The sequence below is a fragment of the Pseudomonas sp. SbOxS1 genome (assembly GCF_013416725.1).
Taxonomy (GTDB): Bacteria; Pseudomonadota; Gammaproteobacteria; order Pseudomonadales; family Pseudomonadaceae; genus Aquipseudomonas.
Genome location: NZ_JAAVXC010000035.1, coordinates 1 through 20,075, shown reverse-complemented (window position 1 = coordinate 20,075; position 20,075 = coordinate 1). Strand labels below are relative to the sequence as shown.

Annotated in this window: 20 protein-coding genes; 14 read left to right on the top strand and 6 right to left on the bottom strand. The window is 62.7% G+C overall.

All coding sequences use genetic code 11. The annotated features are described in order from the left end of the window. Window positions 1-64: 64 nt before the first annotated feature. A complete protein-coding gene (locus tag HFK74_RS26790; RefSeq protein ID WP_180206113.1) occupies window positions 65-937 on the bottom strand; it encodes a LysR family transcriptional regulator in 873 nt (290 codons plus the stop codon). A 113-nt stretch (window positions 938-1,050) separates the two neighbouring features. Here HFK74_RS26790 and HFK74_RS26785 point away from each other — a divergent pair, with 113 nt between their 5' ends. From HFK74_RS26785 to HFK74_RS26775, 3 genes are all read left to right on the top strand, one after another. Next, window positions 1,051-2,424 (top strand): MFS transporter, encoded by a 1,374-nt coding sequence (locus HFK74_RS26785; RefSeq protein WP_257230432.1) that lies wholly within the window; start codon window positions 1,051-1,053, stop codon window positions 2,422-2,424. Beyond that, a complete protein-coding gene (locus HFK74_RS26780; protein WP_180206112.1) occupies window positions 2,393-3,391 on the top strand; it encodes an NAD(P)H-quinone oxidoreductase in 999 nt (332 codons plus the stop codon). Before HFK74_RS26785 ends, HFK74_RS26780 begins: the two co-directional genes overlap by 32 nt. Window positions 3,392-3,588: 197 nt before the next feature. After that, a complete protein-coding gene (locus HFK74_RS26775; protein ID WP_180206111.1) occupies window positions 3,589-4,542 on the top strand; it encodes an alpha/beta hydrolase in 954 nt (317 codons plus the stop codon). Window positions 4,543-4,545: 3 nt separating this feature from the next. Here the strand turns inward: HFK74_RS26775 and HFK74_RS26770 are convergent, their stop codons facing one another. Continuing rightward, a complete protein-coding gene (locus HFK74_RS26770; protein WP_180206110.1) occupies window positions 4,546-6,360 on the bottom strand; it encodes an ABC transporter ATP-binding protein in 1,815 nt (604 codons plus the stop codon). Then, complete coding sequence (locus tag HFK74_RS26765) at window positions 6,357-7,394, bottom strand: AraC family transcriptional regulator (protein ID WP_180206109.1); 1,038 nt, start codon at window positions 7,392-7,394, stop codon at window positions 6,357-6,359. Before HFK74_RS26765 ends, HFK74_RS26770 begins: the two co-directional genes overlap by 4 nt. A 165-nt stretch (window positions 7,395-7,559) precedes the next feature. Here HFK74_RS26765 and HFK74_RS26760 point away from each other — a divergent pair, with 165 nt between their 5' ends. The 10 genes from HFK74_RS26760 to HFK74_RS26715 all read left to right on the top strand — a co-directional run bounded on the left by HFK74_RS26760 (window position 7,560) and on the right by HFK74_RS26715 (window position 15,745). Next, window positions 7,560-8,411 (top strand): 3-hydroxybutyryl-CoA dehydrogenase, encoded by an 852-nt coding sequence (locus HFK74_RS26760; RefSeq protein ID WP_180206108.1) that lies wholly within the window; start codon window positions 7,560-7,562, stop codon window positions 8,409-8,411. After that, window positions 8,398-9,057 carry a TetR/AcrR family transcriptional regulator gene (locus tag HFK74_RS26755; protein ID WP_180206107.1) on the top strand — a complete coding sequence of 220 codons (660 nt, stop codon included), beginning with the start codon at window positions 8,398-8,400 and terminating at the stop codon, window positions 9,055-9,057. The genes HFK74_RS26760 and HFK74_RS26755 overlap by 14 nt, the downstream gene beginning before the upstream one ends. A gap of 91 nt (window positions 9,058-9,148) precedes the next feature. Further along, window positions 9,149-9,562 carry a VOC family protein gene (locus tag HFK74_RS26750; protein ID WP_008066131.1) on the top strand — a complete coding sequence of 138 codons (414 nt, stop codon included), beginning with the start codon at window positions 9,149-9,151 and terminating at the stop codon, window positions 9,560-9,562. Window positions 9,563-9,692: 130 nt separating this feature from the next. Then, a complete protein-coding gene (locus tag HFK74_RS26745) occupies window positions 9,693-10,124 on the top strand; it encodes a hypothetical protein (protein ID WP_180206106.1) in 432 nt (143 codons plus the stop codon). 358 nt (window positions 10,125-10,482) lie between these two features. Further along, entirely contained in the window at window positions 10,483-11,259 is a 777-nt protein-coding gene (locus HFK74_RS26740; RefSeq protein ID WP_180206105.1) for an ABC transporter substrate-binding protein, read from the top strand. 91 nt (window positions 11,260-11,350) lie between these two features. Then, window positions 11,351-12,040 (top strand): ABC transporter permease, encoded by a 690-nt coding sequence (locus HFK74_RS26735; RefSeq protein WP_180206104.1) that lies wholly within the window; start codon window positions 11,351-11,353, stop codon window positions 12,038-12,040. A 14-nt stretch (window positions 12,041-12,054) separates the two neighbouring features. Continuing rightward, window positions 12,055-12,753, top strand: a complete 699-nt coding sequence (locus HFK74_RS26730; RefSeq protein ID WP_180206103.1) for an ABC transporter permease — start codon at window positions 12,055-12,057, stop codon at window positions 12,751-12,753. Window positions 12,754-12,761: 8 nt separating this feature from the next. Continuing rightward, window positions 12,762-13,874, top strand: coding sequence for a succinylglutamate desuccinylase/aspartoacylase family protein (locus tag HFK74_RS26725; RefSeq protein ID WP_180206102.1), 1,113 nt, complete (start codon window positions 12,762-12,764; stop codon window positions 13,872-13,874). 19 nt (window positions 13,875-13,893) lie between these two features. After that, a complete protein-coding gene (locus HFK74_RS26720) occupies window positions 13,894-14,658 on the top strand; it encodes an ABC transporter ATP-binding protein (RefSeq protein WP_180206101.1) in 765 nt (254 codons plus the stop codon). Between the two features lie 178 nt (window positions 14,659-14,836). Further along, a complete protein-coding gene (locus tag HFK74_RS26715) occupies window positions 14,837-15,745 on the top strand; it encodes a MurR/RpiR family transcriptional regulator (RefSeq protein WP_180206100.1) in 909 nt (302 codons plus the stop codon). 34 nt (window positions 15,746-15,779) lie between these two features. On the opposite strand, the gene HFK74_RS26710 is transcribed toward HFK74_RS26715, so the two are convergent. Genes HFK74_RS26710 through HFK74_RS26700 form a run of 3 tightly spaced genes read right to left on the bottom strand, consistent with a single transcriptional unit; the run spans window position 15,780 to window position 18,523 of the window. After that, window positions 15,780-16,799, bottom strand: coding sequence for an ABC transporter substrate-binding protein (locus HFK74_RS26710; protein WP_180206099.1), 1,020 nt, complete (start codon window positions 16,797-16,799; stop codon window positions 15,780-15,782). Between the two features lie 37 nt (window positions 16,800-16,836). Continuing rightward, window positions 16,837-17,637 (bottom strand): ABC transporter ATP-binding protein, encoded by an 801-nt coding sequence (locus HFK74_RS26705; protein ID WP_180206098.1) that lies wholly within the window; start codon window positions 17,635-17,637, stop codon window positions 16,837-16,839. 1 nt (window position 17,638) lies between these two features. After that, window positions 17,639-18,523 (bottom strand): ABC transporter permease, encoded by an 885-nt coding sequence (locus HFK74_RS26700; RefSeq protein WP_180206097.1) that lies wholly within the window; start codon window positions 18,521-18,523, stop codon window positions 17,639-17,641. 380 nt (window positions 18,524-18,903) lie between these two features. On the opposite strand from HFK74_RS26700, the gene HFK74_RS26695 reads away from it, so the two are divergent. After that, the gene (locus HFK74_RS26695) at window positions 18,904-19,992 is read left to right on the top strand and encodes an LLM class flavin-dependent oxidoreductase (protein WP_180206096.1); all 1,089 of its coding nucleotides are present in this window, start codon (window positions 18,904-18,906) and stop codon (window positions 19,990-19,992) included. The last annotated feature ends 83 nt before the right edge of the window (window positions 19,993-20,075 follow it).

Sequence of the window (20,075 nt, the reverse complement as noted above, 5' to 3'; positions counted from 1 at the left end):
TTGTCTGAATGAACGCGTTGCCCGTGCTTCCATCGTCGGAACGCCGCCCGGAGCATGCTCGCTCCTACAGGGCCCCCGAAAACCCTTCGACAATCTCCTCGATCACCGCCCGGACCCTCGCGGTATGCCGAAGGTCCGCGTGGGTCACCAGCCACACGTCATACGGCAACGTCCGCGTGCGCTCCGGCCACAGTCGGATCAGCCCATCCTTCTCTCCCATGTACACCGAAATTTCCCCGATGCCGATCCCTGCGGCAATGGAGCGGCGCACCAGCAGACTGGAATTCAGGCTCGCGGCGATCCGCCCGCGCACCACAGGTTCGTTGACCAGCGTCATGTCCTTGCCAGCCTGCAAATACGGCTGATACACCACCAGATCGTGCCCTTCAAATGACGATCCCGGCTCGGGTATCCCGTGGGCATCCACATAGGCTTGCGAGGCGAACAGGCCCACCGGCCAACGGGCGATTCGCCGGGCGATGAGGTCCGGGTTGTCCGGCCGGGTGTTGCGCACGGCGATGTCGGCTTCGCGCTTGGCCAGGCTGAGGATTTGTGACGAGGCGTCCAGTTGCACCCGCACGTCGGGGTGACGTTGATGCAGGCGAGCGACAGCCGGGATCAGGAAATCGATGGCCAGGGAGTCGGTGGTGGTCACCCGCACGATGCCCGTCAGCCGGTCATCGAGGCCCTGGATGCGGCGCTGCAGTTCCAGCGCCGAATGCTCCATTTTCTCGACCGCGCGCATCGCCGCCTCGCCCACCGCGGTCAACGCATAGCCTTCGGAGGTGCGCAGGAACAGCGTGGCGCTCAACGATTTTTCCAGCGCAGTGATGCGCCGGCCAACCGTGGCCTGATCGACACCCAGCACCCGCGCGGCACCGCGCAGGGTCGATTCGCGGCAGACCGCGAGAAATACCCGTGCGTCATCCCAATTCATGGGGTTCTCCTTCCGATGCATTTACGCATCACGATAACGCGAAATCGCTGCGTTAGTGCATCAGCAAAGCTGGTTAAGCTGCTCACCAGCGAAAAACTTGCAGGAGAGCGTCCATGCTCAGCCCCTCAAACACCCCACGCAACGCATTCTGGCTGCCGATCCTTGCCGGCCTGTGCGCCAGCCTGGTCAGCATTGGCCTGGCGCGTTTTGCCTATACGCCGTTGATCCCCTCGCTGATCCAGGCCCACTGGTTTTCCGCCGGCGACGTGGTGTACCTCGGCGCCGCCAACCTGGTGGGCTACCTGGTCGGGGCACTGATCGGCCATCCGTTGGCGCGTCGCACCTCCAACAAAACTGCGCTGCGGCTGATGATGCTGGCGGTCACCTTGTCGTTCTTCGCCTGCGCTTTTCCCTTGTCGATGAGTTGGTTTTTCGGCTGGCGCTTGCTCTCGGGTGTCGCCGGCGGCGCGATCATGGTGCTGGTGGCGGCCACGGTGTTGCCCCACGTGCCGGCCTCGCGCAAAGGCCTGGCCAGTGGCGCGATCTTTCTCGGCATAGGGCTGGGTATCGCCGGGTCGGGGACGATCGTCCCGCCGCTGTTGAGCCTGGGCTTGCAGCAAACCTGGTTGGGCCTCGGCTTGCTGGCACTGGTCCTGACCGCCATCAGCTGGTTTGGCTGGCCGTCGGCTGCGTCCCAGGCCACGATGACCGCCACACCCCATGCCGCGTCGACCCGCACCCACCCGGGTGTCTACCTGCTGTTTGCCCAATACGCACTCATGGCGGCGGGGCTGGTGCCGGCCATGGTGTTCCTGGTGGATTACGTCGCTCGCGGCCTCGGCGCCGGGCAACACATCGGCGCGCTGATCTGGGTGATGTACGGCCTCGGCGCGATCATCGGGCCGGTGAGCTATGGTTTTCTTGCGGATCGACTGGGCGCGAAGCCGAGTATCCGCCTGGTGCTGGTGGTGCAGGCGATTGCCGTGGCCCTGCTGTCGGTCTCCAGCGCCTTCGCGGCATTGGCCGTGCTGGCCCTGATCCTCGGCTCGTTCCCACCGGGCATCGTGCCGCTGGCACTGGCGCGGGTTCACGAACTGGTCCCCGGGCATCATCAGCAACAGGTGGTCTGGAGTCGCGCGACAGTGTCCTTCGCCACCTTCCAGGCCATTTCCGGGTTCGCTTATTCGGCCCTGTTCAATGCCAGCGGCGGCCATCATGGGCTGATGTTCGTGATTGCGGCCGGGGCAATTGTCGTGGCGTTGTTGCTGGAGCTAAGCGTGCGCTTGCTCACCCCATCCAATGTAGGAGCGAGCCGGCTCCGGGCGGCGTTCCGACGAAGACGTCGGCACATTAAGCATCGTTGCCGCCTGACACACCGTCATCGCGAGCAGGCTCACTCCTACAGTTGCTCGGCGCACTGGACTAAATTATTCGTACTCATGACAGGTTTCAAACATGACACTTCCCCAAACCATGACCCTGATTGAAATCACCCAACCCGGTGGCCCTGAAGTCCTGCAACCGCGCCAGGTGGCAATGCCCACGGCGGGCGTAGGTGAAGTGCTGATCCGCGTGCACGCCGCCGGGGTCAATCGCCCCGACGTGATCCAGCGCGCCGGCAAGTACCCGATGAAACCCGGCATGAACCCGATCCCGGGGCTGGAAGTGGCTGGTGAAGTGGTCGCCGTGGGCGCGGACGTCAGCGACTTTATCGTCGGCGACAAGGTCTGTGCGCTGACCAATGGCGGCGGCTATGCGCAGTACTGCGTGGTCCCGGCCAGCCAGGCCCTGGCGATTCCCGAAGGCATGGACTGGGTGCAGGCGGCGGCGGTGCCGGAGACCTTCTTTACCGTGTGGGCCAATCTGTTCGACATGGGCGGCGCCAGCAAGGGCCAGCGCGCGTTGATCCACGGCGGCACCAGCGGCATCGGCACCACCGCATTGATGTTGTGCCGCGAATTCGGCATCAAGGCCTTCGCCACGGCGGGCAGTGAGCAAAAGTGCGCGGTCATCCGCCAATTGGGCGCCGAAGCGATCAACTATCGCGATCAGGACTTCGTCCAGGTCATCCAGGAAAAAACCGCCGGCAAGGGCGTCAATGTCATCCTCGACATCATGGGCGGTTCGTACCTGAACCAGAATATCGCGGCATTGGGCATGGAAGGTCGACTGGTGATGCTGGGCTTCCTCGGCGGCGCTTTCGCCAAGGAGATCGACCTGCTGGCGATCCTGGGCAAACGCGCCACGATCACCGGATCGCTGTTGCGTGCCCGCACCCGGGAAGAAAAAGCCTCGATCGCCGAACAGTTGCGCGAATACGTATGGCCGGTGCTCGCGGCCGGGCGCTGCCTGCCGATGATCGACCAGGTTTACGCGCTCACCGAGGCCGCGCAGGCCCATGCGCGTATGGAGGCAGGCGACCACATCGGCAAGATTGTGCTGCGCGTGGACTGACAGTCGCGCAAAAAACTTGTAGGAGTGAGCCTTGCTCGCGATGGCGGAGTGTCAGACAACATCGATGTCGACTGACACTCCGCTATCGTCGGAACGCCGCCCGGAGCCGCGCTCACTCCCACAAGTCGCATTTTTCCCCACCCCGCGCGCGCATCTGTTAAAACGCGGACTTCATGTCCGTACCGGTGAACCACCCGATGCCCTCTGCCCTCCTCACCCGTCTGCGCCTGCGCTGGCTGCCGCTGCTGTGCATGGCCGCGCTGATCGTCGGCCTGCCGGTGGGCTGCGGCGCACTCAAGTACAAAGAGCGCGAGCTGCTGTTTCGCATCGAACCGGGCACGGCCGGCTGGTATCGCGGTTTGCCTCGGGATGTGCAGGAGTTCGACATCAAGCCCGCCGATTTCAAGGCCGGGCAAAACCTGCATGCCTGGTGGTGGCCGGCCGCGCGCCGCGACGCGCCGTCGATCCTCTACCTGCATGGCGTACGCTGGAACCTGACCGGCCAGGCCTTTCGCATCGAGCAGCTGCGGGCCATGGGCTACTCGGTGCTGGCGATCGACTATCGCGGGTTCGGGCAGAGCCAGGGTGATTTGCCGTCGGAGGCCAGCGTTTACGAAGATGCCCGGGCCGCCTGGGAACGCTTCACAGCGATGCAACCGGACGCCAGCAAACGCTTGATCTACGGCCATTCCTTGGGCGGCGCGGTGGCCATCGACCTGGCGGCGGACCTGGCCGCCCAGGCGAAAAAGGCAAAAAGCCCGGTCCCGGTGCGCGGCCTGGTGATCGAGTCCACCTTCACCTCCCTGGGCGATGCCGTCACTGAAGTCGCGGGCAACAACCTGCCGGTGAACTGGCTACCGGTGCGCTGGTTGCTGTCGCAGAAGTTCGACTCCATCGACAAGATCGTCGACATCGACATGCCATTGCTGGTGGTTCACGGCCTGGCCGATCAGTTCATGCCGTCGAGGTTCAGCCAGCAATTGTTCAATGCGGCCAACGAACCCAAGCGCCTGTTGCTGATACCCGGCGGCACGCACAACAACAGCATGAGCCTGGGCGGCAGCCAGTACCGCCAGGCGCTGGAAGGCCTGATGCGGGCAAAACCGCAGATCGCCGGGCCGATGATTTCCCGGGGCGCCCAGGACTCCTGAGGGTTATCGATAGCCCCGCGCCTGAAGGTCGAACAACTGCGCATAACGTCCACCGGCAGCAACCAGCGTGGCATGATCGCCGTGCTCAAGGATGCAACCCTGATCCAGCACGATGATGTGGTCGGCATTACGCACGCTGGAAAAACGGTGGGATATCAGCAGGGTCATGCGGCCTTGGGTGTGCTGGCTGAAATGCTCGAACACTGCCGCTTCCGCCGCCGGGTCGAGTGCCGAGGTCGGCTCGTCGAGGATCAGGATATCGGCATCGCGGCGCATGTAGGCGCGCGACAGGGCGATTTTCTGCCACTGCCCGCCAGACAGTTCCAGGCCACCGGCAAACCAGCGCCCCAGCTGCGTGGCGTAGCCGCGATCGAGCCGCTCGATGAACGGCGCGGCCATGCCTTCGGCGGCGGCTTGCTGCCAGCGCTGCTCATCCTTGAACGCCAGCGTGTCGCCCACGCCGATGTTCTCGCCGACGGAAAACTGGTAGCGAATGTAGTCCTGGAAGATCACCCCAATCCGCCGGCGCAGCGCATCCTCCTCCCAGGCCTGCAGATCGCTGCCGTCCAGCAGGATGCGGCCTTGATCGGGACGGTACAGCCGGGTCAACAACTTGATCAGCGTGGTCTTGCCAGAACCATTCTCCCCCACCAGCGCCACACTGTGCCCCGGCACCAGGTGCAGGTCGATGCCCGTCAGCGCGGCGCGACTGGCACCCGGGTAACGGAAGCCGACGTTCTCGAACCGCAGGCCATCGCCAGGCACCGCGCCCACCGTCAGATAGCCGGTGTCGGCAACCACGGGTTCGGCCAGGTATTCATAGAGGCTCGACAGGTAGAGCCCATCCTCGTACAGACCGCTGATAGCGCTCAGGCTGCTGCTCACCGCCGCCTGTCCCTGCTTGAACAACACCAGGTACATGGTCATCTGGCCGAGGCTGATGTTGCCGTGCACGGCATCGACCACCACCCAGGCATAAGCCAGGTAGAACGCCGCGGTGCCCAGCAGGCCGAGGACAAATCCCCAGCCATCGCGACGCAGGGTCAGCCGCCGGTCCTCGGCATAGAGCCTGGCAAAGGTGTCGCGGTAACGCTGCAACAGCAGCGGCGCGAAACCGAACAGCTTGACCTCCTTGATGTAGCCCTCATGGGACAGCAGCGTCTCGATGTAGGTCTGCTGCCGGCTCTCCGGCGCACGGCGGGTAAACAAGCGAAAGGCATCACCGGAAAAGTGCGCCTCGGCAAAAAATACCGGCAACGCGCCGACCACCAGCAACACCAGTGCCCAGGGCGAAAAATGCACCAGCAACACACCGAAGCTGATCAGCACGATCAGGTTCTGGATCAGCCCCAGGGACTTCATCACCAACGCCAACGGCCGGGTCGAGGCTTCGCGCCGAACCCGCACCAGCTTGTCGTAGAACTCCGAATTCTCGAACTGCACCAGCGATAACGTCTGGGCCTTTTCCAGAATCATCGTGTTGACCTTCTGCCCCAGCTGCACCCGCAACAGCGACTGCTGTACCGACAGCGCCCGCTGCGCGCCGGACAGCAAGGCCAACACACCCGCCTCCAGCAGCACATAACGCACCACCGGCCACAACGGCGCACTACCCTGCTGCGCGTGCAATTGCATGGCGAAGACCACGGCGTCGACAATGCGCTGCCCCAGCCACGCCGCCAGCGCCGGCAGCACACCTGCAATCAGCGTTGCCAACACCAGGCCGAGGAACAAACCGCGCGAGGTGCCCCAGACCAGCAGCAAGGCACGCCGTGACTGGTCGAGCAGCGAGGTGAAGCGGGCAAAAACCGGGCTCACGCCAAAGGCTCCGCGGTGTCGAGCCGTTCCCCCTGAAACCGCGCCCGATACCGCCCCGGACTCTCCCCCGTCCACTTCTTGAAAGCCCGGTGGAATGCGCTCGGTTCCTGGAAACCCAGTTGTTCGGCGATGTCGCCGATACTGGCCTGGCTCTCGCGCAACTGTTCGAACGCCACCGCGCGCCGTACTTCGTCCTTGATCTCCTGATAGGAACAACCTTCGCGCTCCAGTTTGCGGCGGAAAGTACTGGGGCTCAGGTGTTGTTCGAGGGCAAAGGCCTGCAGGGTCGGCCATTGGCTGTAATGGCTGTTGCGCAAGCGCTGGTGCACCTGTGACGCCAGGCCGTGCTGGTTGCGGAAGCGGATTACCAGCCATTGTGGCGCGGTGCGCAAGAACACTTTGAGCGACGCCAGGTCCTGGACCACCGGCAGGCGCAGGTAATGACTGGCGAACTCGATTTCGGTGCGCTCGGCGCCAAAGGTCAGGTTCGGCCCCCAGAGCAGGCGGTCGTCGCTGAGTGACAGGCGCGCATGGCGAAAGTCCGCGCGGTCGATCGGGATGCGCCTTCCGCCCAGCCAGCAGAGCAGGCTGATCATCAACACCAGGAACGTCTCTTCGCCGAAACGGCTGACGTCTTCGTTGGCTGCCTGGCTGTCCAGGCTGATGACCGCCCGCTTGCCGCGCACGGTCAGCGTGCCGCGAAAATCCTCGAGGAACAGGGCGAAGTTGGCCAGGCACTGGCGCATGGCCTTGTGCAGGTCGGGCTCCTGGATCAAGGCGCGGCAAATCAGGGCAAATGCGCCCGGCGGCATGCCATGGGAGTCGAGCCCGAAGAATTCGTCATTGAGCTCGCGGATCTGAATCAGCCACAACGCCGCAAAGGCATTGGCCGATACCCGCGCCGTGGGGTCCTGCATCAGCGCCGGATCAATACCGGCCTGTTCCAGCACAGCCCGTACACGCTGTGGGTCGTCCCCCAGCCCGTGGATCATCGCCTGCACGAAGTAGGCGGCTACCGAGTCCTTTTCCCGCATGCGAACGCTTCGCTCCCCATCACCCGAAATGGCAAAAAACATCAGTGCCGTTGAACAGTTTCGGCATAGGCCAACCACCGTACCGGCTCTAGACTCGCGGCAATAGTACGCTTTCGGCCATCACGGCGGCCAAGGTATCGCAGGGTTTATCGAAAGGACGGCAACATGAATCTGCAAAACATCGGCGTGATCGGCGCCGGCACCATGGGCAACGGCATCGCGCAAGTCTGCGCCCTGGCCGGTTTCAATGTGACCCTGCTGGACATCAGCGAGGTTGCCCTGCAAAAAGCCCTCGCCACCGTCGGCAAGAACCTTGACCGCCAGGTCGCCAAGGAAACCCTGAGCGCCGAACAAAAAAACGCCGCCCTCGACAAGATCCGCACCAGCACCGACTACAGCAGCCTGCACGATGCGCAACTGGTGATCGAAGCCGCCACCGAGAACCTCGACCTGAAACTGCGGGTGCTGCAACAGATTGCCGCCCAGGTTAGCGCCGAGTGCGTGATCGCCTCCAACACCTCGTCGTTGTCGATCACCCAGCTGGCAGCCAGTGTCAGCCAGCCCGGACGCTTCATCGGCCTGCACTTCTTCAACCCGGTGCCGGTGATGGGCCTGATCGAAGTCATTCGCGGCCTGCAAACCAGCGATGCCACCCACGCCCTGGCGTTGGACATGGCGACCCGCCTGGGCAAGACCGCGATCACCGCCGGCAACCGCCCGGGGTTCGTGGTCAACCGGATCCTGGTGCCGATGATCAACGAAGCGATCCTGGTCTTGCAGGAAGGCCTGGCCAGTGCCGAGGACATCGACGCCGGCATGCGCCTGGGCTGCAACCAGCCTATCGGCCCGCTGGCCCTGGCGGACCTGATCGGCCTGGATACGCTGCTGGCGATCATGCAAGCCTTCTACGACGGCTTCAACGACAGCAAATACCGCCCGGCGCCCTTGCTCAAGGAAATGGTCGCCGCCGGGTACCTGGGACGCAAGACGGGGCGCGGCTTCCATGCCTATGCCTGAGCGTTGCTCGCGTTTCGCCGAATACCGGGACAAGGTGCTGGAGCTGTTCGCCAGCAAGGGTTTCGGTCAGGTCGGCATGCGTGAGCTCGCGACGTGCCTGGGGCTTTCCCCGGGCTCGCTGTATCACCATTACCCGAGCAAACAGCACCTGCTGCTGGACTTGATCGAAGAGTTCTACGAAGAGCTGCTGGCCACGCTGGGGCGCATCAAGCAACAGGCGCCGGCCAAGCGCGACCGACTCAACAGCCTGATTCGCGCGCACCTGAACCTGCATCGCGACATGCCCTGGCATTTTCGCCTGGTGGAACGCGACAGCGATTGCCTGAACGAAGAGCAACAGGCACGGGTTCGACAGTTGCGCGAGCAGTACGAACGCCAATTGATGGTGATCCTCGGCGCCCGTTCGCGGTTCAGTGAATCGGGGCTCCTGGCGGCCGGTCATGCCGTCGCCGCCCTGCTTAACAGCGCTCCCTGCTGGCTGACCGCCCATTCGCTGGACGAAGGCGAGCACGATGAACTGCTGGAGAACCTGGTCGGCGGCGCCATCGAGCGCTTGCTGGCGCCACGGCGCACGGGCGAGGCTATAAGCCTGGCGCGCCCTATCGAGAAAATATCTAAAAATACCCAGGCTCCCGCCGCGATTTAGCGCTTTGCTTGCCCAGTCGATGCCATCGGAATTCGCGCTTGAACCAGGCGTCCAATCCGGTGTGTCCCTTCCACTGACCGGGAGCGCAATCATGAAAATCAATCCCTACCTGATCTTCAATGGCGACTGCAAAGCCGCGTTCACCTTCTATGCCGAAAGCCTCAAGGGCCAGATCGAAGCCATGCTGACCTTCGGCGAAACCCCTGCCGCCGAGCACGTCCCCAAGGACCTGCACAATTTGATCATCCACACCCGGCTGGCCGTGGGCGATCAGGCGATCATGGGCTCGGACACCACCCCCGATCGCCCCACCGACGAGATGAGCGGCTGCTCGATTTCGCTGAATGTCGACAGCATCAAGGAGGCTGAACAGGTGTTTTCGGCCCTGGCCGAAGGCGGTCAGGTACAAATGCCGCTCGAGGCCACTTTCTGGGCCGCGCGTTTCGGCATGCTGGTCGACCGCTTTGGCGTGTCGTGGATGATCAACTGCGAGAAGGACCAGTAACAGGGTCGCACGCGGCGATGCTGTTCAAGCAGCTCCGACCTGGAACGGTCGTGCATTCTGGAAACTCCCGGGCCGTCTGCTACCGTCAACAAGCCACCCCTGTGGCAGCGGCCCTTCGGAGGACACCACCATGCAAACCCATGACGCGTCATGGTCCACCCGTTTCAAACTGTCGCTGCTGGCGGGAGGGCTCGCCGCCGCCCTGCTGGCACTCAGCGGTTGCGCGACAGTCGATGCCCAGACCACCGCCTACGTGGGCGTGGAACACCCCGCACCGACGCTGCCCAGTGAAGTCGTGGTGCTGCGCTCCGAGCCCCTGCGCCCGCACATTCGACTGGGGGAAATACTGATCGACGCCAGTGTCGACCCGGCCCCTCCCATAACCGAGGTGGAACAGAAACTGCGGGAAGAATCCGCTAAGCTCGGTGGCGATGCCGTGGTGGTGGTCTATGACCATATCCAGCCGGTAGGTGCCTACCTCAACGGGCCGCTATGGGCGCGCGACGTACAGACCGTCAATGGCCGCAAACTCAAAGGGATCGTGATCAAGTACAAGATTTGAGTCGCAGGATTTTCCGTTGAAAATGACAACGCGGGGCGCCGTTTCCCCGCGAGTCACGGGGCGCTTTTGCGCCTGCGTACCATCCCGTTCCACCCCTCCCAAGATCCGCTAAAAACTGCTGTTGGCCATCTTGCCAGCCTGAGCGGTTGCACTTCAATTTGCCCGAGTTTGACCTGCCGATAGTGACAGTTCCGCTACACAACTTTTTGTTCGGGACTGATACGTTTTTTTTCATTTGTTTGATTTATGAAATTTAATGTGCCATTTATAGCCTCGAGAATCCCGGGAACGGGCGCCCTCGCCCGATCGGACGGCCGCTCCCCGTAACACCCAAACACCTCATCCAGGAGTCAACAATATGAACAAGACAGAACTTCTAGGTGCTCTGGCACTGTGCGCCGCAAGCCTGCTGGCACATGCCGACGAGGACAGCCTGCGCATCGGAATCGAAGCCGCCTACCCACCCTTCTCCTTCAAGACGCCAGAGGGCAACGTCAGTGGTTTCGATTACGACATCGGCAACGCGCTGTGCGAAGAAATGAAGGTCAAATGCGAGTGGGTCATCCAGGAATTCGACGGCATGATCCCGTCACTGAAAGTGCGCAAGATCGATGCCGTGCTGTCGTCGATGTCGATCACTGACGACCGCATGAAGTCGGTCGACTTCAGCAAAAAGTACTACCACACGCCGGGCAAGTTCGCGATGAAGGCCGGCAACGTGATCAACGACCCGCTGGTCGATCTCAAGGGCAGGAAAGTCGGGGTCCAGCGCTCCTCGACCTATGACCGCTTCGCCACCGAGCAGCTTGAGCAGGCCGGCGTCTCGATCGTTCGCTACTCCTCACAGAATGAAGCCTTTCTCGACCTGGCGGCGGGTCGCCTGGATGCCACGCTCGCCGACATCGTCAACACCGATGAGAGCTTCATCAAGACGCCCCTGGGCAAGGGTTTTGCACTGGTCGGGCCCGACATCAACGACCCGAAATACTTCGGCAGGGGCGCCGGGATTGCCGTGCGTAAAGGCGACAGCGCGAACGTTGCACGCCTGAGTGCGGCGATTGACGCCATCCGCAGCAATGGCAAGTACCAGCAGGTGATGGCCAAGTACTTCGCCTTCGATATCTACGGCGAATAGGCCTCTATCCGAAACCCTGGCGCCAGCCCCTGCGGGCGCCACTTGTGGCTTGTCTCGCGCGCCTTGCGGCGCTCGCTTGAGGAACTTCATCATGCTCCACGGCTACGGATCGAGTATTCTCGATGGCGCCTGGCTGACCATCAACCTGGCCCTGACCTCCATGACCATGGCCATCGCCCTGGGCCTGATCGGCGCCGCCTTACGGCTGTCGCCGCTCAAATGGCTGGCGGTACTGGGCGAAGGCTATACCACCCTGATCCGCGGGATTCCCGACCTGGTATTGATCCTGCTGATCTTCTATGGCGGCCAGGACCTGGTGAACCGCCTTGCCCTCGCACTGGGCTACACCCGCTACATCGACATCAATCCCTTTATCGCGGGCGTCTGCACCATGGGTTTCATCTTTGGTGCCTATCTCTCGGAAACCTTTCGTGGCGCCTTCATGGCAATCCCCAAGGGCCAGGGCGAGGCCGGCGCTGCCTATGGCATGAGTGGCGTCCAAGTGTTCTGGCGGATCCTGGTGCCGCAGATGATCCGCTTCGCCATTCCCGGCTTCACCAACAATTGGCTGGTGCTGACCAAATCCACCGCGCTGATCTCGGTGATCGGCCTGCAGGACATGATGTTCAAGGCCAAGAACGCGGCGGACGCCACCCATGAGCCGTTCACGTTTTTCCTCACGGTTGCCGCGCTCTACCTGATGCTCACCAGCCTGTCCTTGCTGGTGCTGCGCTATCTGGAAAAACACTACTCGGTCGGCGTCAAAGCCGCTGAACTGTAACGCGGAGCACGGCCATGATTCTCGACTACCACCTGATCTGGGAAAACCTGCCGCTGTACCTCAATGGCGCCCTGGTGACCCTCAAAGTCCTGCTGATTTCCCTGGCCATCGGCCTGGTGCTGGCGATTCCCGTCGCGTTGATGCGCGTCTCCCGCTCACCGCTGGTGAACTTCCCGGCCTGGCTCTACACCTACGTGATTCGCGGTACGCCGATGCTGGTGCAACTGTTCCTGATCTATTACGGGTTGGCGCAGTTCGAAGCGGTACGCCAGAGCGCGCTCTGGCCGTACCTGTCCAGTGCAACGTTTTGCGCCTGCCTGGCCTTTGCGATCAACACCAGTGCCTACAGCGCCGAACTGCTGGCCGGCAGCTTGAAGGCCACGGCCCACGGCGAGATCGAAGCCGCCAGGGCCATGGGCATGTCGCGCCTGACCCTGTACCGGCGGATTCTCCTGCCGTCGGCCCTGCGCCGGGCGCTGCCGCAGTACAGCAACGAAGTGCTGATGATGCTGCAAACCACCAGCCTGGCGTCGATCGTCACGCTGGTCGATATCACGGGCGCCGCGCGAACGGTCAGTTCGCGGTTCTATTTGCCGTTCGAGGCGTTCATTACCGCGGGCCTGATCTACCTGGCCCTGACCTTCATCCTGGTTCGCCTGTTCAAGCTGGCCGAGCGCCGCTGGCTGGCCTACCTGGCACCGCGCAAGCACTAAGGAGCCTTATGCAGCACATTCAATACCTCTTGCCGTGGAGTGCCTCGGGTACGGAGCGCAAGCTGTCGCTGTTGCGTTTTGGCAGCGGACCGCGCAAGGCCTATATCCAGGCCTCCCTGCATGCCGACGAATTGCCGGGGATGCGCGTCGCCGTCGAACTCAAGCGCCGCTTGCTGGAACTGGAAGAGCAAGGCCGCCTGAGCGGAGTGATCGAGTTGGTGCCGATGGCCAATCCGATCGGTATCGCCCAGATGTTCCAGGCCACCCATCAAGGTCGCTTCGAGTTCTCCAGCGGGAAGAATTTCAATCGCGACTTCCCGGAACTGGCCGAGGACGTGGCGCAGCGACTGGAAGGCCAATTGGGCGACGATGCCGACGCCAACGTCGACCTGATCCGCCGCGCCATGGTTCATGCCCTCGCCAACTTGCCAGCGGCGACCTCGGAGCTCGACGGCCTGCGTCGCCTGTTGCTGCAGCACGCCTGCGATGCCGATGTTGTGCTGGACCTGCACTGCGACTTCGAGTCGATCATGCTGTTGTATGCCATGCCACAAAACTGGCCACGCTTGCGCTCGTTGGCCGCCCGCCTCGGTGCCGGCGTTGCCCTGCTGGCCGAGGCTGCAGGCGGCAATGCCTTCGATGAAGCCTGCGCACTTCCCTGGCTGCAACTGGCCGCGCGCTTCCCGCAAGCCAACATTCCCCTGGCGTGTGCTGCCACCACTATCGAGTTGCGCGGCATGGCGGACACCGAACGCGAGACCTGTGTCGACAGCGCCCAAGCCATTCTCGGCTATCTCGCCGAGCAAGGCCTGATCAGCGGTGACTGGCCGGCGGCGCCACCGGGCGAGTGTGAGGCGACCCCCTTTGCCGGTGCGCAGTACGCCTACGCGCCACACCCGGGGGTGGTGAGTTATCTGCAAGCGCTGGGTGCCCGGGTCCAGGTCGGCGATCCGTTGTTCGAAGTGATTGACCCGCTCACCGACCAGCACAGCGTGGTGCTCGCCAGCACCGACGGCATTCTTTATGCCCGCGAACGCCTGCGCTTCGCCCAGCCCGGCCTGTGGCTGGCGAAAATTGCCGGCAGCACCCCCATTCGCCAAGGCCGCTTGCTCAGCGACTGACAAACAGAGAGTCGGAACCATGTACAAGCTGGAAATAAACAATCTGCACAAAAGCTACGGCAGCCACGAAGTGCTCAAGGGCGTGTCCCTGGAGGCGAAGGCCGGTGACGTCATCAGCATCATCGGCTCCAGCGGCTCGGGCAAAAGCACCTTCCTGCGTTGCATCAACCTGCTGGAACAGCCCAACGCCGGCAACATCGTGCTCAATGGCGAACAGCTCAAGCTGGTGAGCAACAAACTCGGCGGGCTCAAGGCTGCCGAACCCAAACAACTGCAACGCATGCGTTCGCGGTTATCGATGGTGTTCCAGCACTTCAATCTCTGGTCGCACATGAGCGCCCTTGAAAACGTCATGGAAGCGCCGGTGCAGGTGCTGGGCATCAACAGGAAAGAAGCGCGGGAAAAGGCCGAGCACTACCTGGACAAGGTCGGCGTGGCGCACCGCATGGACGCCTGGCCCGCTCATATGTCCGGCGGTGAGCAACAGCGCGTGGCGATTGCCCGGGCACTGGCCATGGAGCCTGAAGTGATGCTGTTCGACGAGCCCACTTCGGCACTCGACCCCGAGCTGGTCGGCGAAGTGCTGAAGGTCATGCAGGACCTGGCGCTGGAAGGCCGGACCATGGTGGTCGTGACCCACGAAATGGGCTTTGCCCGCGAGGTGTCGAACCAGCTGGTGTTCCTGCACAAGGGCCAGGTCGAGGAACGGGGCGACCCGCGCGAGGTGCTGGTCAACCCGCAGTCGCAACGACTCCGGCAGTTTCTGGCCGGCAGTTTGAAATAAGCCATCCGCACACACCGAGGGTCGGCATCAGATACACTCGCGTGCGCATACCTGTAGGAGCGAGGCTTGCCCGCGAAGCAAACACCGCGGTGTTTCAGGCATTGCGCGTTATCGTTTGTTCGCGGGCAAGCCTCGCTCCTACAGGTTTTCTACCCCTTCAGGACATGTTGAGCCGGATATGCCGACCCCTTCGAAAGACACCACGGTCTATGCCGCGCCAGTGATGCGCAAACTGGCGGAAATCGTTTCCGATCTGCCGCCGTCACTGCGCAAGGTGGCGGACTTTGTCCTGCGTCACCCGCTCCGGGCCGCGACCCTGACCATCGAAGAAATGGCCCATGAAACCTCCACCTCTCCCGCCGCGGTGAATCGCCTGGCCAAGGCGCTGAACCTGGGTGGCTATACCGGCATGAAGGCCGAGCTGGTGGCGACGTTGCAGCAGATGGTGTCGCCGGTCGACAAGCTGCGCAACGAACTGGCGCATCGACCGGGGGGCGCGTTTGGCCTGCATGAGCAAATCCACAGCGCCAGCAGCAACCTTGCCACGGCCGCGACCAACAACCATGCCGAGACCTTCGAGGCGTTTGTCACGCGCCTGACCGAAGCGCGAAAAATCTACATCCTGGGGTTTGGCAACAGCGTCTACTTCGCCGGTCTCGCCGCCTCGACCCTGATGCCCTTCTGTGCGGACGCTACCGCCATCAGCATGGAGGGCGGCAACGAAAACGCGGCTTACCGGCTGGCCGCCATCACCGATCAGGACGTGTTGCTGGCGATCTCCCTGCCACGCTACTCCCTCGATACCCTGCAACTCGCCCGTTTCGCCAACGCGCGCGGCGCCTCGGTATTGGCGATCACCGACTCACCCGCCTCCCCGCTCACCGCCATTGCCGAACACGTGCTGTTCGCCCCGGCCGACCATCCGGTGTTGACCAGCTCCAACATCGCCGTGCTCGCCCTGATCGAGGGATTGGTGGCGGGCGTGATGGCTCGCAACAAGGAAGCCGTCAAGCTGGCGACCGAACTGACCGAAAGCGTGATGTCCTACCTGCACATCCCGCCCGGCAACAAAGCGCCGAAAAAGTGATGTTTCCGGGCGCCTCCTGTAATGCCGACCCACGCTAGCGCGTGGGTTGGGTCTGCGTCAGGAACGGTGTGGAAAACAGCGCTGTATCCGTGAGCTTCTCGACGTCGACGCGATGGGGAAAGATCTTCTTTTCCACGAACAGGTCATCGACTTGCTGCAAGGCCTGAACATCCCGTGGCTCGACCTGCAACAGCGACTCGTCGCCCCAGCTGCGCAGGCGTTGCGAGACGTCCAGCGGGATATCGTTGACCCTGGCGAAGACCCGCGCGTACTCGTCGGGGTTCTGCCGGGCCCACTCGAACGCCTTGGCGAAACGCTGCAACACGTCACCGAGGGCCTTGCGCTTGAGCGGATCGCCGAGGACTTCATCCGAGGCGGTAATGAACGTCAGCCCACTGTTGATGCCTTCGCCGCTGATCAGCACCCGTGCGCCCTGCTGCTCGGCAAAGGCCTGGTAGATGCCGAACGTGGCCCAGGCTTCGATCTTGCCGGCGTTGAAGGCCGCCAGGGCGTCGGTCGGCAGGACGAAACCGACATTGACGTCCTGCTCGTCGACCCCGGCATTGGCCAGAGCGCGAATCAACAGGTATTGGGAAATGCTGCCCCGGGCCGAAGACACCACGACGTTGCGGCCCTTGAGATCCGCGACGCTGCGAATGGGTGAATCGGCGGGTACCAGGATCGCAATGCTCCTCGATTGACTGCGCCGAACCGCGACGATGCGCAATGGCGTGCCGCCCGTGGCGGCCGCCAGCACCGGCGTATCACCGGCCGGCCCCAGGTCGACCGCACCGGCGCGCAAGGCTTCGAACAGCGGCGCTGCCCCCTGGAAGTTCGCCCACTCGACCTTGTAGTCGATGCCCTCCAGTGCATTCGCCGCCTCGACCACCGTGCGCAGGCCCTTGGCCTGATCGCCCAGCACCAGCGTCACGCCGGACAAGTCGCTTGGCGCTGTGGCCGCCGATTTGCTTTCGAGCGTTTCGCCGCAACCACTCAGTAGCAGCGCGGCCCCAGCGAGCAATACACCCGCAGACTTCCATACGCGCCTCGACATGGCGTTGCCTCCCTGTAGCAAAAAACGGGCTTTGGTGTCAGCCATGGGCAAACCGCCGCACTGGGGTGTTCGAAGCCCGGCGCTCGACGACGGCCGCGGGTTCCACTTCAACCCCCAGCAAACCCAGGAGCCGCGCACGAATGGCCTGGAAACCGTCCTGGCCACTGTCTCGCGCCCGGGGCAGATCGATGGTCAACTGGTCGGCGATCTTGCCGTTGGCCAGGACGATGACCCGATCGGCCAGCAGGATCGCTTCATCCACGTCGTGGGTGACCAGCAGCACGGCCGGGTTGTGTTTACGCCACAACTCGATGATCAGCCGATGCATGCGGATCCGTGTCAGCGCATCGAGTGCGGCGAACGGTTCATCCAGCAGCAACAGCTTGGGTTCGCGCACCAGGCCACGGGCCAGCGCCACGCGTTGCGCTTCGCCGCCGGAGAGCGTGGCCGGGTAGGCTTCCAGGCGATGCGCCAGCCCCACCTCGGTCAGGGCCTGCACCGCACGCGCCTTGGCGTCAGGGATGTGCAGGCCGAGGATCACGTTTTTCCAGGCGCGTTTCCAGGGCATCAAGCGCGGCTCCTGGAACACCGCCGCCCGCGCCTTGGGCACCAGCAACTGGCCGCTGTCGATGCTGTCGAGCCCGGCCAGGCTGCGCAGCAAGGTGGTCTTGCCCGAGCCGCTGGCCCCCAGCAAGGCGACGAATTCGCCGGGAGCGATGTCCAGGTCCAGACCGTCGATGACCCGCTGCTGGCCGAACTGGCGCACCACATTGCGCAGTTGTACCGGCGCGTTCGAATGGGCAGGTTTGGGCGCGTTCAAAAGATCGATGCTCGACATATCAATTCCTCACGAAAGATGGGCGCCAGGCCAGGGCAAAACGTTCCAGGGTACGGATCAGCCCGTCGATCAACAGACCGAGGACGCTGTAGATCAGCAGGCAAATGACGATCACGTCGGTGCGCATGAAGTCCCGCGCATCACTGGCCAGGAAGCCGATGCCGGCGGTGGTATTGATCTGCTCGACAAACACCAGCGCCAGCCAGGAAATCCCCAGGGAGTAGCGCAGGCCGACAAAAAACGAGGGCAAGGAACCGGGCAGGATCACATGCCAGATCAACTCGCGACGATTGAGGCCCAGGGTGTTGGCGGCCTCGATCAACTTGGGGTCGATGTTGCGGATACCGGCAAACAGGTTGAGGTACACCGGGAAGGTGGTACCGGTGACGATCAGGGCGATCTTGGTGAATTCGCCGATGCCGAACCAGAGGATGAACAATGGCACCAGCGCCAGGGAAGGAATGGTGCGCAGCATCTGCAGCGGCGAATCGAGTATCACCTCGCCCCGTTTGGACAGGCCGCTGACCAGGGCGGCGGCGACGCCGATGCTGACCCCGATGCTCAAGCCCACCAGCGCTCGCTGCAGGGACACCAGCAAGTGCTTGCCCAGCTCACCGGACACAATCATGGCCCACAGCGTGCCGCCGATTTGCGAGGGCGCGGCGATGATGCGTTGCGGGATCAACCCCCATTGCGAGGCCAGTTCCCACAGCAGCAACAGGGCTATGGGACTGAGCAGGCGCAGGAAGACTTCAGGGGTACGCCAGTTGCGCAACCATTGCGGGATCAGCCTCGATGGGCCCTGCAGAGCGCCGTCATGGCGAGCTGCCTTGTTGACGGAAAACGAGCTGGCGGCGCTCGGGCTATCGAAGGTCTTTTCAGTCATCAGGCATCCTTCCTCTTAAAGAACATGGCCAGAGGTGCCATGCATCAGCAACGGTTTTCATGCTATTCGCATAAAAAACCTCAGTGAAATTCTTTTTAGGAATAACCTAATATGATTAAAAATCAGATGCAGCTTTCTTCAGATAAATTATTTGCATAATTATCATGCTCGTCCATGTCAGGCGCGGGGTGCATGGCAGGCACCGCTTAAAATGCGCCTGTCTCATATAGATAAATCATCATCATTCATCTAATTCATAATTAACTTAGAACCAATCGGCATTTCACAGTCGCACCCCGCAACGCCTACTTTTGCTCCCACAGACCGACCCCATGCCAGGTGGAGGCTTGAACCATGCCCTTCCACGACAAGGAACTCCCATGAGTATCGAATTCATCGGCTACATCGGCGGTCACCATTCCTCGGAAATCCACCCTCGCAGCGGCCCGGTCCTGCAACCCGACTACGTGGAAAAAGTCGCACGCGCCCATGACGAGGCCGGGTTTGACCGGGCCCTGGTGGCCTTCCACTCCAACAGCCCGGACAGCACCCTGATCGCCTCGCACGCCGCCAGCGTGACCAGCAACCTCAAGTTCCTGATCGCCCATCGCCCGGGCTTTGCCGCGCCGACCCTGGCCGCGCGGCAGTTCACCACCCTCGACGTGTTCAATGGCGGACGGACCGCCGTGCACATCATCACCGGTGGCGACGATCGCGAACTGCGGGCCGATGGCAGCTACATCGGCAAGGACGAGCGTTATGCCCGCACCGATGAATACCTCGATGTGCTGCGTCAGGAATGGACCCGTGAGGAACCCTTCGACTACCAGGGCCAGTACTACCAGGTCGAGGGCGCACACTCGGCGGTGAAGTCGCCGCAACTGCCGCACATCCCGCTGTATTTTGGCGGTTCATCGGCGGCAGCCATCGAAGTCGCGGGCAAGCATGCGGACGTGTACGCGCTGTGGGGCGAAACCTACGAGCAAGTGCGCGAAGTGGTCAGGCAAGTGCGCGCCGAGGCGGACAAACATGGTCGCAGCATCCGTTTCAGCCTGTCGTTGCGGCCGATCCTGGCGGACACCGAAGAACAGGCCTGGGAGCGCGCCGAGCGCATCCTGCAACAGGCCACGGCACTGGCCGAACAGAACGGTTTCGTGCGCCGCGAACCACCGAACGAAGGCTCACGCCGCCTGCTCGCTGCTGCCGCCCAAGGCTCGCGTCTGGACAAACGATTGTGGACCGGTATCGCCGGCCTGCTGGGCGCGCAAGGTAACTCGACCTCGTTGGTGGGCACGCCGGAACAAGTGGCCGAAGCCCTGCTCGATTACTACGATCTGGGCATCACCACGTTCCTGATTCGCGGCTTCGATCCGCTGGACGATGCCATCGACTATGGCAAGCGCCTGATTCCCCTGACCCGGCAATTGGTGGCTGAACGGGAGCAGCAAAAGGTGGAAAAAGTCGCCTGACAGCCAGCCTGGTTGACCGTGTATATATCCATTCCTGCGGTAACGGCCACCTGGGGTTTCGCTCTTACTGTAGGAGCCCGGCT

Bases quoted from the DNA above. Each gene is read 5' to 3' on its own strand.
- HFK74_RS26735 (WP_180206104.1), top strand. From the start codon at position 11,351: ATGCTCCACGGCTACGGATCGAGTATTCTCGATGGCGCCTGGCTGACC.
- HFK74_RS26790 (WP_180206113.1), bottom strand. From the start codon at position 937: ATGAATTGGGATGACGCACGGGTATTTCTCGCGGTCTGCCGCGAATCG.
- HFK74_RS26780 (WP_180206112.1), top strand. From the start codon at position 2,393: ATGACACTTCCCCAAACCATGACCCTGATTGAAATCACCCAACCCGGT.
- HFK74_RS26765 (WP_180206109.1), bottom strand. From the start codon at position 7,394: ATGCGGGAAAAGGACTCGGTAGCCGCCTACTTCGTGCAGGCGATGATC.
- HFK74_RS26775 (WP_180206111.1), top strand. From the start codon at position 3,589: ATGCCCTCTGCCCTCCTCACCCGTCTGCGCCTGCGCTGGCTGCCGCTG.
- HFK74_RS26755 (WP_180206107.1), top strand. From the start codon at position 8,398: ATGCCTATGCCTGAGCGTTGCTCGCGTTTCGCCGAATACCGGGACAAG.
- HFK74_RS26740 (WP_180206105.1), top strand. From the start codon at position 10,483: ATGAACAAGACAGAACTTCTAGGTGCTCTGGCACTGTGCGCCGCAAGC.
- HFK74_RS26730 (WP_180206103.1), top strand. From the start codon at position 12,055: ATGATTCTCGACTACCACCTGATCTGGGAAAACCTGCCGCTGTACCTC.
- HFK74_RS26785 (WP_257230432.1), top strand. From the start codon at position 1,051: ATGCTCAGCCCCTCAAACACCCCACGCAACGCATTCTGGCTGCCGATC.
- HFK74_RS26750 (WP_008066131.1), top strand. From the start codon at position 9,149: ATGAAAATCAATCCCTACCTGATCTTCAATGGCGACTGCAAAGCCGCG.
- HFK74_RS26745 (WP_180206106.1), top strand. From the start codon at position 9,693: ATGCAAACCCATGACGCGTCATGGTCCACCCGTTTCAAACTGTCGCTG.
- HFK74_RS26700 (WP_180206097.1), bottom strand. From the start codon at position 18,523: ATGACTGAAAAGACCTTCGATAGCCCGAGCGCCGCCAGCTCGTTTTCC.
- HFK74_RS26710 (WP_180206099.1), bottom strand. From the start codon at position 16,799: ATGTCGAGGCGCGTATGGAAGTCTGCGGGTGTATTGCTCGCTGGGGCC.
- HFK74_RS26705 (WP_180206098.1), bottom strand. From the start codon at position 17,637: ATGTCGAGCATCGATCTTTTGAACGCGCCCAAACCTGCCCATTCGAAC.
- HFK74_RS26760 (WP_180206108.1), top strand. From the start codon at position 7,560: ATGAATCTGCAAAACATCGGCGTGATCGGCGCCGGCACCATGGGCAAC.
- HFK74_RS26720 (WP_180206101.1), top strand. From the start codon at position 13,894: ATGTACAAGCTGGAAATAAACAATCTGCACAAAAGCTACGGCAGCCAC.
- HFK74_RS26715 (WP_180206100.1), top strand. From the start codon at position 14,837: ATGCCGACCCCTTCGAAAGACACCACGGTCTATGCCGCGCCAGTGATG.
- HFK74_RS26695 (WP_180206096.1), top strand. From the start codon at position 18,904: ATGAGTATCGAATTCATCGGCTACATCGGCGGTCACCATTCCTCGGAA.
- HFK74_RS26725 (WP_180206102.1), top strand. From the start codon at position 12,762: ATGCAGCACATTCAATACCTCTTGCCGTGGAGTGCCTCGGGTACGGAG.